The following is a 15,109-nucleotide window of genomic DNA, read 5'->3' on the forward strand; positions in this document are numbered from 1 at the left end:
CGGATGCATCAACGAGCGTCACGTCCACAACCGGTCTCAGTAGCCGCGACTGGCGAAATACTCGAGGGATGCTTCAGAAGTGGTGACCAACGCGCCGACACCTCCCGCAAGCTGTGCCTCCTCGAGTGCACGTGAGATCCTCGCGGCCGCGATCACGAGAAGCTCGATGACGGCGTCGGGAGAAGCCTCCGTCACCGGCACCACCACTCCAAGCGCCGCGTAGACAGTCGATCCTTTGCCACGCACGGGTACGGCGATTCCGCGGGAACCCTCGTAGATGTGTCCGTCCATCACCGCGAATCCCTGTACGCGCACTTCACGCAGTCGCTCGCGCAGCTCAGCCCCATCGCGAATTGCGCGGCGAGTCGGAATGACCCATCCCGTGCGGATTACTTCATCGACGACTGCTTCATCGGCGTGTGCCAGCAGCACCACACCGCTCGAACTCACCGGCAACGGAAGGCGGCCTCCGATGATCGTCGCGTTCACCACCGCGTCACGCGTCGACATGCGTTCGATGAAGAGCACGTCCGTTCCGCTCAGCACCCCAAGTTGCGTGTGCTGCCCGACGCGGGCGTGCACGGCGTTCATCCACGGTCGCGCAACCTCGCGGAGCCCCAGGGCTCCCGGAGTCCGCGACGCGAACTCCCACAGGCGCACGCCCAGCCGGTAGGTGCGATCAGGGAGCCGCTCGAGGAGCCCTTCGTGTTCCAGCTCACCGACCAGGCGGTGTGCCGTGGAGGGCGCCAGGCCCGCCGCACCCGCAATCTCAGCCAGCGTGAGAAATGGGTGCAGTGCATCAAACGTCTCGAGCACTCGCAGGTGCTTGTGCAGCACCGACTCGCCCGCAGACCCTCGAGCCATGTCCACCTCCCTCGCAGACTCTACGCCCAGATTCCGTTCAACGGAATCCGCCGCGACCGCGCGGCTGCGGAGGACTTACCGTGTCCTCACCGGCAACGCTGCCGGCACCTCAGAGAAGAGGAACGCGGTGCACCTGATCATCACCGACCGACGCCACCTGGCGAACGACGTTGTGGAATTCACCCTCCGCCGTCCGGACGGCGCTCGACTGCCGGATTGGTCGCCCGGCGCCCACATCGACGTCATCCTCCCCGACGGCACGACCCGACAGTATTCGCTCTGCGGCGACCGCTGGGATGCGCACACCTACGGGATCGCCGTCCAGCGTGAAGACGCGGGTCGCGGAGGGTCGGTCGCACTCCACAACATGCCCGTCGGTTCGACGGTGGGATTCGGCGGACCCCGCAACAACTTCCGGCTTGCTCCGGCCGCCCGGTACCTCTTCATCGCCGGCGGCATCGGCGTCACCCCAATTCTTCCGATGGTGAGACAAGCCGATCTTTTGGGGATCGACTGGCGCCTGCTCTACCTCGGGCGGTCCCGGTCCGCGCTCGCGTACCGTGACGAACTTGCCCCCTTCGAGGGACGCGTCAGCCTTCACTGCGCCGACGAGGCGGGCCGGGCGATGCTCGAGGAGTGGCGGCCGGCCGACGCAGAGACCCGGGTGTACGCGTGTGGTCCGACGCGGCTTCTCGACGCTGTTGAGGAGTGGGATGCCGCGCCCGGCGGCTTCGCCCCGAAGACCGAGCGGTTCGCGGCATCGACTCCCCCTCCGTCAACGACGATCAAATTCGACGTCGTCGCATCTCGGTCCGGCGCGTCCACGACGGTCCGTGCCGAGGAGACGGTGACCGCTGCGCTGCGCCGTATCGGAGTAGAGGTCCTCACCTCCTGCGCCCAAGGAGTGTGCGGCACGTGCGAGACCGACGTGCTGTCAGGCCGACCCGAACACCGCGACTCTCTGCTGGACGACGCCGAGCGCAGCGCAGCGTCGTGCATGTTCCCCTGCGTCTCGCGCAGCCTCGACGCGCGACTCGTCCTTGATCTCTAACCCCCTGCGAACTGAAGGCAGCTATGACTCTCGCCGCATCCACCGTCCCCACGTCAGACCTCGATCCGTTCTCTGCGGAGTTCCTCGAGGACCCGCTGGTCTTTCACGAAGAGCTGCGCGAGCTCGCACCGGCGGTTTACCTCTCGCGCTACGACGTGCACGCCATCGCCCGCTACGACGACGTCCACCGCGCGCTCATCGATTGGCAGTCACTCCAGTCCGGTGCGGGCGTGGGCCTGAGCAACTTCACCCACGAGAAGCCGTGGCGTCCGCCGAGCCTTCTTCTCGAAGCCGACCCGCCGCGCCACGACTCACCGCGCGCCGTTCTCGAGAGGCTGCTGTCACCGCGACGGCTGCGATCGATGGAAAGTGACTGGCGATCGGATGCTGCATCCCTCGTCGACGACGTTCTCTCACGCGGCGATGAATTCGATGCGGTCCAGTCGCTGGCAGAAGCGTTTCCCTTGCGGGTCTTTCCCGATGCCGTCGGAATCGGAACCGAGCACAGAGAGCACCTGCTTCCCTACGGCGACTTTGCCTTCAACGCGTTCGGGCCGCGCAACGAACGCGTGACCGAACCGGCGAAGACGATCGGACCGACGATCGAATGGATCGCCTCGCAATGCCTGCGCGAGAACCTCACCGAGACCGGGTTCGGCGCTCAGATCTGGGCGGCGGCCGACCGCGGAGAGATCAGGCCCGAGCAAGCTCCGCTCATGGTCCGTTCGCTGCTGACGGCTGGGGTCGATACAACCGTCACCGGCATTGCGGCCGTCCTGCACGCCGTCGCGACGCATCCTGACCAGTGGGAGCGGCTTCGCGCAGACCGAAGCCTGCTCCCCCGCGCGTTCGAAGAGGCCGTTCGCCTCGAGTCGCCCGTGCAGACCTTCTTTCGAACGACGACCACCGAGACGCGCATCGGTGACACTGTCATCGCACCCGAGCGCAAGGTCCTGATGTTCCTGGGTGCCGCCAACCGCGACCCGCGACGCTGGGATGACCCTGCCCGCTTCGACCTCTCGCGCGACCCGTCCGGTCACGTCGGCTTCGGCATGGGCCTTCACCAGTGCGTCGGGCAGCACGTCGCGCGGCTCGAGGCCACGACGCTTCTCGATGCGCTGCTCGACCGGGTGGAGTCGATCGAACTGATGGGACCTCCCCGCCGCCACCTCAACAACACGTTGCGCGGGTGGGAGACGATGCCGGTCAGAGTGTCGCGCTGACCTCAGGCGTCTTCGAATTCGTCGGGGCTCCACTCGTCGCGCCACTCGATGACGGGACGGTCTCCGTCGAATCGGATGGGGAGCCACACGTAGTCCGCGATCGACGTGTCGACGTGCGCGAACTCCTCCATCGGCTCGTCGCTGTCCCGGCCGGGTGCGAAGTGCTCGATGAACGCCTGGTGAGCGCGGGCACCGTGGTCGAGATAGCCGGGAAGCCAGCGGTCGGCCACGGCGATGTAGAGATCTTTCTTGCCGGGGTGCCGAAAGACCGACGAGATCTGTGAGTGAAAAGACGTGCGCGACTCATCGGACGGATGCAGGTCGCCGAGCACGTCGAACGGGCCGTGGTAGCTACGCGCGACCGCCGCCTCGGACGGATTGGGGTAGTACCCGGTCGTCCCGCTGGTCAACAGGTAGTGCAGGCGGTTGCGGGTGAAGTACGCCGGAGCTTCGCGCACGAACGGGGGCTGCGGCTGCGGGAAGTGCGTCGAGTAGTAGCCCGTGACGTCGGTGAAGTCGCTCGTGAGATCGGCGCAGATCATCTCGGAGTGCACGCGCTCGAAGTAGTAGTACGCCTTGCCGTCGTGCGGGTCGACGACGAGATCGAAGTCGCCCGCGCTCATGTCGAGCGGGCGCAGCCACGTTCGGACGATCTCGTACGGGCCGAGGATCGAATCAGCGGTCAGCACCGTCGAGCGCTGGATCGACCCCTTCGTCATCACCTTGATCCAGCACACGTACTTCTCGGTGCGCGGGTTGAAGATGATGTGCGGGCGGTCCAGCAGCTGCTCCGGATGAAGCGGCGACTCGGGGTCGTTCTGGTCCGGAGGAATGATGAGCCCGCGGTCTTCCCAGTTCACGAGGTCCCTCGAGGAGTAGCAGCGCACACCCCAGTGCCAGATCCCGCTCCCCGGTGTGGAGCGCTCCTTGTTCTCGCCGTACCAATAGAACGTGCCGTCGACCTCGATGACCGACCCGCCGTGCGCGTGGATGCGATTGCCGTCGGTGTCGAACCACGGCGTTCCGGAACGGATCATGCGTCTACCTGCTGCTCTTTCCGCCATCCGAAGAAAGGCGCTGACGGGTCATCCGACGCATCGCGGAAGTCCGTCGTGAAGGTGTGTCGACCCGGTCCGACGGCGATCTCTTCGCCGGTCCCCGGAATGACGACAACGCCCTCGGATGCTGCCGGCACCTGCACCGAGATCGTCAGGGTCGTAGCATCCCGTCGCCATTCACACGAGGCGGTTCCGCGCACGCTGTCGTAGCGAGCGGACGCGTGGGTGAGCCCGCCGCCCGGCTGGGGCGCGAATCGGATGCGCTTCCACCCCGGGGCGTCAGAGGCGAGACCGGCGACGACGCGGTGCAGGAAGTCGGCCACCGCGCCGAGCGCGTAGTGGTTGAACGAGGTCATGTCGCCGGGGTTGATGCTGCCGTCGGGCAGCATGCTGTCCCAGCGCTCCCAGATCGTGGTGGCGCCCATGGAAACGGGATACAGCCACGACGGGAGTTCATCCTGCAGCAGCAGGTGGTACGCGTAGTCCATGCTTCCGGCACGCACCAGGGCGTCGCAGATGATGGGGGTGCCGACGAATCCGGTGCTGATGTGGAATCCGCCGTGTCCGACCAGATGCAACAGGCGCTCGCCCGCCCGGCGGACCTGGTCTTCGTTCTCGAACAGCTCGAAGACGAGAGCGACCGCGATCGACGTCGCGGTGTCGCTCACGATCCGGCCGGACGGGCTGATGAACTCTGCCTGGAACGCCCGCGTCGCACGCTCGGCGATCGCGGCGTACTGCTCGGCGTGCTCGGTGTTGCCCAGGAGGGTCGCGGTCTGCGCCAGGATTCGCGCCGTGCGGACGTGATATGCCGTTGCCACGAGGTACCGATCCGTGTGCGAATCGCCCGGGCTCTCGGGCGGTGCGGTGGGGTCCAACCAGTCGCCGAGCTGGAAACCCTGATCCCAGAGTCCGGTGTGCCCGGTGAGCGAATCGACGAGGTCGACCCACGCGCGCATGCTGTCGTATTGATCGGCCAGGATTCGGGTGTCGCCGTCGTTGAGGTACATCGCCCACGGCACGATCACCGCGGCATCTCCCCACGCCGCCGTCGGAAAGTTGGGGAACCCGCACTCCACCCAGGGCACGAAGTTGGGGACATGCCCCTGGTCGGCCTGCTCGAATGCGACGTCGCGGAGCCATCCGGTCAGCGTTCCGTGCGCGGCGTACAGGTTCAGCGCCGTCGGCGCGAAGACCTGGATGTCGCCGGTCCAGCCGACCCGCTCGTCTCGCTGCGGGCAGTCCGTCGGGAGGTCGACGAAGTTGTCGCGCATGCTCCACACGACGTTCGAATGCAGCTGGTTGAGCCCGCCGTGCGACGAGTCGAACCAGCCGGTGCGCTGCATGTCGGTGTGCAGCACGACGGCTTCGACATCGCCAGCTTCGACATCGCCGACCCAGCCCTCGAGTTCGGCGTATTGGAATCCATGGATCGTGAAGCGCGGCGACCAGACCTCGTCATCGTCGCCCGAGCAGACGTAGGTGTCGACCGATGTTGCTCCGCGCAGCGGGCGGGTGCCGAGCAGGCCGTCTTCGAGGACTTCCGCGTGATGCAGCCGGATCTCGGTCCCGCGCGGCGCGCGCGGACGAATGCGAAGAAGGCCCGAGACGTTCTGGCCGAAATCGAGGCGGATGCGACCGCTCGCGACCCGTTCCATGCTCACGGGCGCCAGAGTCTCGATCTCACGGACGGGAAGCGACGTGTTCGCCTCGATACCGGCGCTGAAACGCGCGCGACCGAGGTGCTGCGCGGGTTCCCATCCGGATGCGTCGAAGTGCGGCGTTGACCACCCAGACGGAAAGAGGCGAGCGTCGTACGCCTCGCCTTCGTAGAGGCCCACACCGGTGATCGGGGACTCCTGCGTGCGCCAGTCCGAGAGATCGACGATGACGTGTCGACCGTCCGACGTCGTGAGCTCCAACTGAAGGAGGAGCGATACGTCCGTGCCGTAGATATCCCACACGCCGCCGTCGAAGCCGATGTGCCCGCGGTACCAACCGTCGGCCAGCCACGCTCCGATGACGTTCTCACCGCCCGTCAGGGAGGAAGTGACGTCGAGAGTCCGATACCGCAGTCGGTGGTTGTAGCTGGTCCACCCCGGCGAGAGCCGATCGCTCGACGCCGGCGCTCCGTTGATCTCCAACTCGAAGACGCCGTGCGCCGTCGCGTATACCCGCGCGCGGATCACGTCGGCGGCATCGAGGCCGAGCGCAGCGAGGTTGAAGGCGGCGCGCAGCAGATAGGCGGGGCGAAGCGTGCCCTGCGCAGCATCCGTCGACGGAGAGACGAAGTCGGTCCGCCAGTCCCCCGCCAGACCACGCTCGACCCGAACGGGATGCGTCCACGTGTCGGAGCCCGCGATGCGGACGCGGAGGTCGCCGCCTTGACGCGCGCCGAGCGGCCCGAAGGGCCACGCGACCAGGCGGTTGTCCGTGACGGTCGCAGCGTGCACGCCGTCGTCGTTCCTCAGTTCGAGCTCAAACGCGTCGGCCGGCTCGGACGCAATGAACGAGATCCGCGGCGCGGACTCGTCGATTCCGAGGAGCGTTTCTCCGCGACGATTTTCCAGCCAGACCTCGGTGATGTGTTGCGTCATCTCAGCCCTTGACCGATCCGGCCGTCAGGCCCTTCATCACACGCTGGTTGAGGAACAGGTAGATCAGCAGCGTTCCCAGCACGCTCACCGAGATCGCGGCAAACGTCGGCCCGTAGTCCACGGCGCCGTACTCACCGGTGAAGTTGAGGAGACCGACCTGGATGGTGCGCAGGTCGGCGCGGCTCGTGAACGTGAGGGCGATCAGCAGGTCGTTCCAGATGAAGAAGAACTGGACGAGCCCTACCGTGAAGATCGCGTTGCGCATCAGCGGAAGACCGAGCGACCAGAACATGCGGTACACGCTGGCGCCGTCGATCGCCGCCGCCTCGAAGATCTCCTTCGGGATCGCCCGCATGTAGGTGGCCATCATGAACACCGTCAGCGGAAGACCGATCGCGGTGTACGTGATGATCAGCGGCCAGAGCGTGCCGGTGAGTCGCAGGTTGAAGTAGATCGTGAACAGCGGCAGCAGGATCATCTGAACGGGAACCATGATGCCGATCAGGAACGCGATGAGGACCGCTCCGCGGCCCTTCCAGACCATGACCTCCAAGGCGAAACCCGCGGCAACGCCGAGGAGGATGATGAGCGCCAGCGAGGGGAAAACCGCGATCACGCTGTTGAGGATGTAAGTTCCGAGGCCACCGTCGACGAACGCAGAGACGTAGTTGTCGAGGTTCCACTGCTGCGGAAGGCTCCAGAACGGCTCGTTCAAGAACTCGGGTTGCGTCTTGAACGACCCGAGGAACATCCACAGGACCGGGTAGACCATGATCACGAGCAGGATCGCGACGCCGATGAGCAGCGGGAGCCGGCGGATGCGGCGGGACAGGGGTGCTTTGCGGTCAGAGCCGACGGACGAGGTGAGGGCAGACATTGATCAGCCTTTCATCGGGTCGCGGCGCGTGGACCGGAAGATGACCAGGGTCACCAGCAGGCACAGGATCGTGAGCATCATCGCCACCGTCGATCCGTAGCCGAACTCGCCGTAGTTGAAGGACGTACGGAACATGTAAAGGGTGAGCGGCGTGGTGGCCGTACCTGGGCCGCCGTTGGTCAGGGCGACAACGGTGTCGAACACCTTCAGCGTGCCGTTGATGCTGAATATGATCGCCGACAGGAGCACCGGGAGTGAGAGCGGGATGATGATCGAGCGCACCAAACGGAATCCGCCCGCGCCGTCCAGGCGCGCGGACTCGATGACGTCCTCTGGGATCTCGACCAGGCCCGCATAGAGCAGGACGGCGTAGAAACCCATCGAGCGCCAGAGGTCCATGAGGATGATCACGGCGAACGAGGCAGCAGGTTGGCCGAACCAGTCCACTGCGTTGACGCCGAAGGCTTCAAGGATCACATTGATCGGCCCGACCGTCGGTGCAGCCTCGAAGATTTTCTGGAAGAGGAGTGCAACCGCGACCGTCGGGAGCACGACGGGGAAGAACACCACCGTCCTGATCAGCGCTGAAGACTTACGTAGATAGAAGATGTAGAGCATCGCGAGGAGATACCCGAACCCGACCTGGAGCAGCGTCATGATGAGCGCGTAGCGGAGGGTGAATCCGAGCGCCTCCCACGCGGTCGGATCCTGGAAGAATTTGACGTAGTTGTCGAATCCGACGAACTCGAATCCGCGGATCGCATTGCCGTCGAGCGTGGTGTAGCCGATAGACCAGAAGATCGGCACGAGCATGATGGCGGTGTAGAGAAGGAGTGCCGGTCCGAGCAGGACGAAGACGGCCCGCCGGTCACCGAGAAGCTTTTGCATGAGGTTTTCCTCGTTGGGGAGACATCGGGGGGAGCGCAGGTACACGCTCCCCCCGATTAGGAACAGAAGGTTCTAGCCCTCGTTGGCAGCTTCGACGAGCTGCATGAACTCTTCACCGCTGAGTGTGCCGGACGCGAGCCCGCCACCGTTGGTCTGGCTGACCGTGGTGCCCTCAGGGGTGAACGTCGCCTCGAACCAGAGAACGCTGCCGGATGCCTCGGCGATGGTGTCCTGAACGAGCGTGGTCAGCTCGGGAAGGTCGCTCGGTGCCTCGTCGATCGCGAAACCCGTGATAACGCCCGACTCTGCGAGTGCGGTGTCACCGTAGCCCTCGACGACGCACTTGAGCCATTCGGCCGTCTCGTCGTTGTAGTCCTGCGTCGTGAACATCACCGGGATGCCCGCGTTGGCCGGCACCTCGTTGATGTCACCGGCGCCACCTTCGACGGCGGGGAACGGCGCGAAGCCGATGTTCTCGACCCCGATCGTGTTCTCTTCGGGGTTGTTGAAGTTGCCGAGCGCCCAGCTGCCCATGTAGAAGAAGGCGCCGCCACCGGTCAGGAACTGGTTCATCGCCGTGGTGTAATCGATCGATCCGGGAGCAGCCCCGAAGTAACCCTCCGCGCCGAGCGCTGCGATTGCGTCAGCGCCAGCCACGTACTCCGGGTCGGTCAGGCTGGCCTCGCCGTCGGCGACCTTCTGCAGAGCGTCGGCCCCGAGGTCGCGGAGGATGTAATTGCCCACCAGACGCGTGATGGGCCAGCCGTCTTGCCCTGCCGCGATGAACGGCTGCACGCCCGCTGCCTCCAACGTGGCCGCTGCGTCAACGAGGTCGTCCCACGTCGCGGGCGCTTCGACGCCGTTTTCTTCGAGGATCGCCTTGTTGTACCAGAAGCCCTCGATGTTCAGCTCGGTCGGCAGCGAGTACAAGTCTTCCGAGTCGTAGAGCGCCTTCAGTGTTGATTCGGCAGCAGGAAGGATCTTGTCGGCGACTCCGAGCTTCTCGAGCTCTTCCGACAGATTGACGACCTGGTCGTTCTCGATGAACTCCTTCATGAGCGACGGCGTTCCCGCTGCCATGCTCATGTTCGAGAGGGCACCCTGGCCCGCGAGCAGCTGAAGCTGCTGGTCCCAGTTCGATCCGGGGATGGCATCCGCGGTCAGCGGCGCAACGCCTGCGGCGTCGACACATCCCGCCTCGGCGAGCGACTCGAGCGTGCCGATGATGGTGGTGTTCTCGGTCTGTCCGAAGTAGGTGAACTCGCCGGTTCCCTCTCCACCCGACTCTTCCGAACCGCCCGCGCAGCCGGCGAGGACAATTGCTCCGGCGCCGAGCACTGCAACGGCCGGAAGAAGGCGCCGTAGGCGCGTGGTTGCTGTGGTCACAATTCCTCCTTGAATGCGACGCTTCGAATTGAAGCGCTTCATTTATGAATGCTCCCGGAGTGTCGGCGTATTGTCAAGTCACCGTTACCATTTTGTGAAACGCTTCAAGCATCCGACCTTGGGCCGTCGGTCACGATAATGTTCGAGGACAGCACACGCAATCACCGACACCTCATTGGGGAGGGCGATCATCACCACGGAATATCGGGCAGGCCGCAGCCAGCCCAGCATGGCGGACGTTGCCGTCCACGCCGGCGTGGCCATCGGGACGGTCTCCAACACCCTCAACAACCCCGAGAAGGTGTCCGAGCGCACGCGGCGTCGCGTTCTCGCATCGATCGCCGAGCTGGGCTTCGTTCGCAATGACGCCGCGCGATCTCTCGCCGCCGGAACGAGCACGGCGGTCGGCTTGGTCGTCGCCGACCTCGGCAACTCCTTCTTCGTCGACATCGCCCGTGGCGCGGAGGCCGTCATGCGCCGCCACGGCATGAACGTGCTGATCGTGAACAGCGACGTCGACCCCGTCAGCGAGGTCCGCAACCTCCAGCTCTTCGAGCAGGCACGCGTTGCGGGGATCATTCTTGCCCCGCTCGATACGCAACTTGTACGCTCGCAGCGGTTGCCCGCCAAAACCACTCCGACGGTACTGGTGAACTACGAGTCGCCCAGCCACGCGTATGACGGCGTCGTCGTCAACGAACGACACGGCGGTGCGCTCGCCGCGCGACATCTGCTCGACCGCGGCCGTCGGCGGCTGCTCTTCGCCGGCGGGCCAATGTTCCTCGGCGCCGTCAAGAATCGGTACGAAGGCGCGAAGGAAGTGGTTGACGCGACTCCGGATGCGTCCATCGAGCTGATCGAGACACGCGGTGTGAACATCCGCCACGGACGCCAGATCGCTGACCAGATTCGGGCACAAGGTGCAGGCCGCTATGACGGAGTCGTCGCGGCAGCGGACCTCCTGGCGATCGGCCTCATCCAGACCCTTTCCGACGTTCCGGGGTTCCGCGTTCCCGAAGACATCGCGGTCACGGGCTATGACAACAACCACTTCGCCTCCGAAAGTGCGATCCCGATCAGCACCGTCAGCCAGCCCGGTGAAGAAATGGGCAGCGCTGCCGCCGAGCTTCTGCTCGATCGGATCGCGAACCCCGACTCGACCAGGCGAACCGTGATCCTGGAACCCCACCTGATTCCACGTCGATCGACGCTGGGCGACATCTGGAAGCGCGACCCCGCCTCGAGCTAGCGGGCGTCTTCCGCCGACGACGATGACGAACCGCCACGGGCTGTCAGTCAGTCCGATAGCTATCGGCGATCTCGCGAACGCGGGCGAGAAGCCGGGTGAAATCCTCGACCTCGTCGGCGCTGAGTTGCGAACCGACGTAGTCGATCCACTCGGTCACGCTTTGATCGAGCTGGGCGAGTGTCTCTCGCGCAGCAGGAGTAACCCGGAAGATCGGGGACGTGCGGTGGCCCGGGTTCGGGACTCGCTCGATCAGTCCGGATGTCTCGAGGACATCAGCCAAGCGCTGAGTGGATTGACGTGACTGACGCATTTCGCGCGCTGCAGATGGCACCGTTCTGCCGTCGTCCGAGAACAGGTCGAGTAACTGCCACCGGGTAAGCCCGTGACCAGTCGCGGCGACGGCGGCTCGTTCGCCGTTCGCGTGAGTGGATGCCGCGGTCCAGGTCAGCTGCCGCAGCATCCGTCGTACGTCTTCGCGGTCGGCCACGCTGACAGCGTATCGGCTCTGCGAGATGGTCATTCCGGCCTCACAAGCCCGGTCGCCTAATCTCCGACCAGGAGCCCGATTTTCCCGTTCGGCCCTGTCGCGAGCGCAGCGAACGCCTCGTCGATCCGGTCGAACGGGTACGAGGCGACAATCGGCACGCGGACCACTCCTGAAGCCACAAGATCGGCAACCTGGGCGAGGAGCGCGGGGTCGCTCTCGGAATGGATGTTCACAAGCCGCGCGCCTTCGGACGGGCCCGCAGGTGCGGCACTCAGCGTGCTCACCGCGATCCCTCGCTCATGGGCTGACGCGGCAATTGCGGTGAACGCCTCGCCGCGAGAGATGAGGTCGATGACGCCATCCACACCGTCCGGGTGGAGGTGACGGATCGCCGACGGAACATCGTCCGATGTGCGGTCGATCGTCTCTTCTGCACCGAGTTCTCGCACGTACTCGTCTTGTGCACCGGGCCGAGCTGTCGCGATCACATGAAGGCCGCGTGCCGCGGCGATCTGCGTCGCAAGCAACCCGACTCCGCCCGTTGCCCCGTTGATGAACACGCTGTCGCCTGCTTCGAGCCCGAGGGCGTCGACGCACTGCAGCGCTGTCACTCCCGCCAGACCCAGTGCGCCGGCAGAGGCGATATCGACGGCATCCGGCCGGTGTGCGACGAAGCGATCTGCGTCGACCACGATGAACTCCGCGAAGGTGCCATCGCCGATATAGTCACGCTTGACCATGCCGAAGACCTCGTCCCCTGGCGCGAATGCCGTCACGTTCGCGCCCACGGAATCCACGGTGCCGGCGAAGTCGCGGCCCTGAATGGCCGGGAGTCGGTACTCCATCATCGCGCGGAAGAATCCGCGCACCACGGCAGAATCCACGGGATTCACGGACGATGTCCGAACGCGCACACGCACCTGCCCAGGGCCGGGTGACGGCACCGCAACCTCGACGATGCGCGCCGGCGCGTCGAATTCTTCCAGAACGTAGGCCTTCATGGTTTCGCTCACTGTGTGATCCTTTCGGGTGATCAGTACGGCTGGCGCAGGGCGCCGAGGGCCCGGCCTCGCACGGCATTCTGTTCGGCGCCCGGTGCGCCGCTCACGAGCATTTCGCCGATCTGCACACTGGTCTCGACGACCAGTCGAGCACGCTCGAACCGGCGCGCCATAAAGCGCGCGAGGACTTCTGGCAGTTCGCCACCGGCAGCGAGTTCTTCTCCTAGTACGACGGCATCTTCGATTGCCATCGCACCGCCGGAGCTAAGGTGCGCCGTCGTTGCGTGAGCGGCGTCACCGATCGCGAGTACCCGACCGCGATACCAGGGGTCCGGGAGAAGCAGCCAACGGTAATCGTTGACAACGATGCGCGAGGAGTCGTCGAGGCGCTTCAACATCTCGTTGGTCAGAGGCGCATCGAACTGCTCGAGGTTCTCGCGCACGATGCGTCGCGCCTCGTCCTGGTCGAAGCGGGGCGGCTCGTCGTACTCACGACCCGTCGCTAGGTAGAGGCTTCCGTCACGGAGCCTCACGAGCACCACGAGAGTAGAACCCGCCTGGTAGAAGCCGGTCGGCCCCACATCAGGAATTCCAGGAACAACCCAGCGGAACATGGTCGTGCCGGAGTACTTGGGAACGACCACGTCGCCGAAGACCATGGAGCGGGTCGTCGAGGCGACTCCGTCGGCAGCGAGAACGAGATCGTACTGGCGTTCTGCGCCGGTGCTCAGAGTCGCGGTGACGGCGTCGTCGTCCTGCGTCAGTGCGGAGATGCTGCATCCGTCGTGGATGACCGCACCGGCTTCCTGCGCGGCTGTGCGCAAGATTCGAGCGAGGTCATTCCGGTGAATGACGACAGCGGAGGGCAACCCACCTTCGGGCTCGGGAGGCATCGGCGGCGTCGGAATGAGCTCGCCGTTCTTGTCGACGTAGCGGAAGATCTCGCTCTGTCTGCGCACCGCCCCGGCTTCTAGGAGCTGGTCAAGGAGACCGAGGTCCTGCATGGCGTTGATTGCACGATTCTGGATGGTGATCGCGGCGCCCGCTGGCTCCCCGCGCAGCTCGACGATGTCACACGCGATCCCCTGGCGGCCGAGGGCGATCGCCGCGGTGAGGCCGGCGATCCCGCCTCCGACGATGAGGGTGGAGGTGATGGAAGGCATGAGGCAGTCTCCTTCGACTGGGTGTTGGGGATTCAGGTGATGGCGTCGTTCAGGTGACGGCGTGGTTCAGGTGACGATGTCGCGAAGTTGGTGGCCGCGAAGCGGGCCGAGGTAGCGCTGAAGGAACTCGATGGAGAATCGGCCCTCGAGCCGAAGCGCCATCTTGTACATGAGGAAGGGATGCGCGCCGAGCTCGAGGAGTGCACCGAAGTCCTGCTGCGCAATTGCCGCTGCCTCTTCGGGCGTGAGGTCGAACGCGGCGAGATACGTGGAGGCGTCTGTGCGCAATTGCTCAGCGTTCTCCTGCGAGGTGTACACCCCCCACAGTGCGGAATCCATGGCGAAGATGCTCATCGGTGACCTCCTTGGGCGATCGTGGCCTCATCCCACTCCAAGAACGTGTTGACGAAGCTGGCGGGTGATGATGTGATGTCGCTCCACGAGGGCACCGCGCCGCGGGCTGCGCCCCACGCAATCAGATGCACCATGAAGCCGGGGGTTCCGTTGCCCTGAGCGTAGAGCCTGTCCCACGTCATGTCGGGAAGAAGCTCATCGACCCGGCCGTTCGTGAAGAGCTCCCACGTGCGCAAATCCCACGCCGTGACTGGCTCACTGGTGAACCGATCCATCGCCGGACCGCCCACGGAGTTGGTCATGTGGCCCGTAGCCAGAACAGCGACCCGGAGGTCAGCGGGGGCGGAGAGGATCGCCTCTCGCAAAGCTAGGCCGAGGTCGAAGTAGCGCTGGCCGGGAGGGAGAGGCGGAACAAGCACGTTTGCCCAGAGCGGGATGACGGGGATGTCGGCCTCTGGGCGCAGCGCCTGGAGTGGCACGGTGAAGCCGTGGTCGATTCGGTAGTCGTCGGATGCTGCGAGGTCGAAGTGCCGCTCCAACAGTGACTCGAGGAGGTAGCGACCGAAGTCGTGGTGACCGGGAGCCGCATAAGGCGGCAGTCCGTACACCTCGCGCTCCCACGGGAACGGGCCTTCGCTGCGTCCGGACTTGCCGATCGCGAACGCGGGGATGTTGTCATAGAACCACTGGTTGAAGTGGTCGCCCGACGCCATGACGATGACGTCGGGGCGGGCGGCATCCAACGACGCGCGCACGCGCGCGTAGTCGTCGCGAATGCGTCGGAACACCGGGTGCCCCTCGTCGGCGCGCGCGACTTGGTGGGGAAGGGTCGGATCGTGAGGAGCAATGCCGACGAACACGAGTTCGGCCATGAGTGACTTCCTTGTCGGTGGCGACGGTGGTCCGTCGAC

General features: G+C 65.2%; 14 protein-coding genes. 3 read left to right on the forward strand and 11 right to left on the reverse strand.

Features of this window, described 5'->3' with window-relative positions; genetic code table 11:
- Window positions 1–36: 36 nt before the first annotated feature.
- Complete coding sequence (locus LG299_RS09550; RefSeq protein WP_404429590.1) at window positions 37–864, reverse strand: IclR family transcriptional regulator; 828 nt, start codon at window positions 862–864, stop codon at window positions 37–39.
- Here LG299_RS09550 and LG299_RS09555 point away from each other — a divergent pair.
- Both LG299_RS09555 and LG299_RS09560 read left to right on the forward strand, forming a co-directional pair.
- Window positions 863–1,915 carry a PDR/VanB family oxidoreductase gene (locus LG299_RS09555; RefSeq protein WP_404429592.1) on the forward strand — a complete coding sequence of 351 codons (1,053 nt, stop codon included), beginning with the start codon at window positions 863–865 and terminating at the stop codon, window positions 1,913–1,915. The genes LG299_RS09550 and LG299_RS09555 overlap by 2 nt on opposite strands.
- A gap of 23 nt (window positions 1,916–1,938) precedes the next feature.
- A complete protein-coding gene (locus LG299_RS09560; RefSeq protein ID WP_404429594.1) occupies window positions 1,939–3,138 on the forward strand; it encodes a cytochrome P450 in 1,200 nt (399 codons plus the stop codon).
- A 2-nt stretch (window positions 3,139–3,140) separates the two neighbouring features.
- On the opposite strand, the gene LG299_RS09565 is transcribed toward LG299_RS09560, so the two are convergent.
- The 5 genes from LG299_RS09565 to LG299_RS09585 form a co-directional block, all read right to left on the reverse strand.
- A complete protein-coding gene (locus LG299_RS09565) occupies window positions 3,141–4,175 on the reverse strand; it encodes a family 43 glycosylhydrolase (protein ID WP_404429596.1) in 1,035 nt (344 codons plus the stop codon).
- A complete protein-coding gene (locus tag LG299_RS09570) occupies window positions 4,172–6,793 on the reverse strand; it encodes a family 78 glycoside hydrolase catalytic domain (protein ID WP_404429598.1) in 2,622 nt (873 codons plus the stop codon). The genes LG299_RS09565 and LG299_RS09570 overlap by 4 nt, the downstream gene beginning before the upstream one ends.
- A 1-nt stretch (window position 6,794) precedes the next feature.
- Window positions 6,795–7,670, reverse strand: a complete 876-nt coding sequence (locus tag LG299_RS09575; protein WP_404429600.1) for a carbohydrate ABC transporter permease — start codon at window positions 7,668–7,670, stop codon at window positions 6,795–6,797.
- A 3-nt stretch (window positions 7,671–7,673) separates the two neighbouring features.
- Complete coding sequence (locus LG299_RS09580) at window positions 7,674–8,558, reverse strand: carbohydrate ABC transporter permease (protein ID WP_404429602.1); 885 nt, start codon at window positions 8,556–8,558, stop codon at window positions 7,674–7,676.
- A 72-nt stretch (window positions 8,559–8,630) separates the two neighbouring features.
- A complete protein-coding gene (locus tag LG299_RS09585; RefSeq protein ID WP_404429604.1) occupies window positions 8,631–9,944 on the reverse strand; it encodes an ABC transporter substrate-binding protein in 1,314 nt (437 codons plus the stop codon).
- Between the two features lie 229 nt (window positions 9,945–10,173).
- Between LG299_RS09585 and LG299_RS09590 the strand changes: the two genes are divergently transcribed.
- Window positions 10,174–11,193, forward strand: a complete 1,020-nt coding sequence (locus LG299_RS09590; protein ID WP_404429606.1) for a LacI family DNA-binding transcriptional regulator — start codon at window positions 10,174–10,176, stop codon at window positions 11,191–11,193.
- 43 nt (window positions 11,194–11,236) lie between these two features.
- Here LG299_RS09590 and LG299_RS09595 read toward each other — a convergent pair whose 3' ends face one another.
- From LG299_RS09595 to LG299_RS09615, 5 genes are all read right to left on the reverse strand, one after another.
- Complete coding sequence (locus LG299_RS09595; RefSeq protein WP_404429608.1) at window positions 11,237–11,680, reverse strand: MarR family winged helix-turn-helix transcriptional regulator; 444 nt, start codon at window positions 11,678–11,680, stop codon at window positions 11,237–11,239.
- Window positions 11,681–11,736: 56 nt separating this feature from the next.
- A complete protein-coding gene (locus tag LG299_RS09600; protein ID WP_404429610.1) occupies window positions 11,737–12,693 on the reverse strand; it encodes an NADP-dependent oxidoreductase in 957 nt (318 codons plus the stop codon).
- 20 nt (window positions 12,694–12,713) lie between these two features.
- Complete coding sequence (locus LG299_RS09605; protein ID WP_404429612.1) at window positions 12,714–13,844, reverse strand: FAD-dependent oxidoreductase; 1,131 nt, start codon at window positions 13,842–13,844, stop codon at window positions 12,714–12,716.
- Window positions 13,845–13,910: 66 nt separating this feature from the next.
- Complete coding sequence (locus tag LG299_RS09610; RefSeq protein WP_404429614.1) at window positions 13,911–14,198, reverse strand: hypothetical protein; 288 nt, start codon at window positions 14,196–14,198, stop codon at window positions 13,911–13,913.
- Window positions 14,195–15,070: a hypothetical protein gene (locus LG299_RS09615; RefSeq protein ID WP_404429616.1), complete on the reverse strand. Its 876-nt coding sequence runs from the start codon at window positions 15,068–15,070 to the stop codon at window positions 14,195–14,197. The genes LG299_RS09610 and LG299_RS09615 overlap by 4 nt, the downstream gene beginning before the upstream one ends.
- Between the last annotated feature and the right edge of the window lie 39 nt (window positions 15,071–15,109).

Origin of the sequence: Microbacterium lacus, from assembly GCF_044794305.1 — a bacterium.
Lineage (GTDB): Bacteria > Actinomycetota > Actinomycetes > Actinomycetales > Microbacteriaceae > Microbacterium > Microbacterium lacus_B.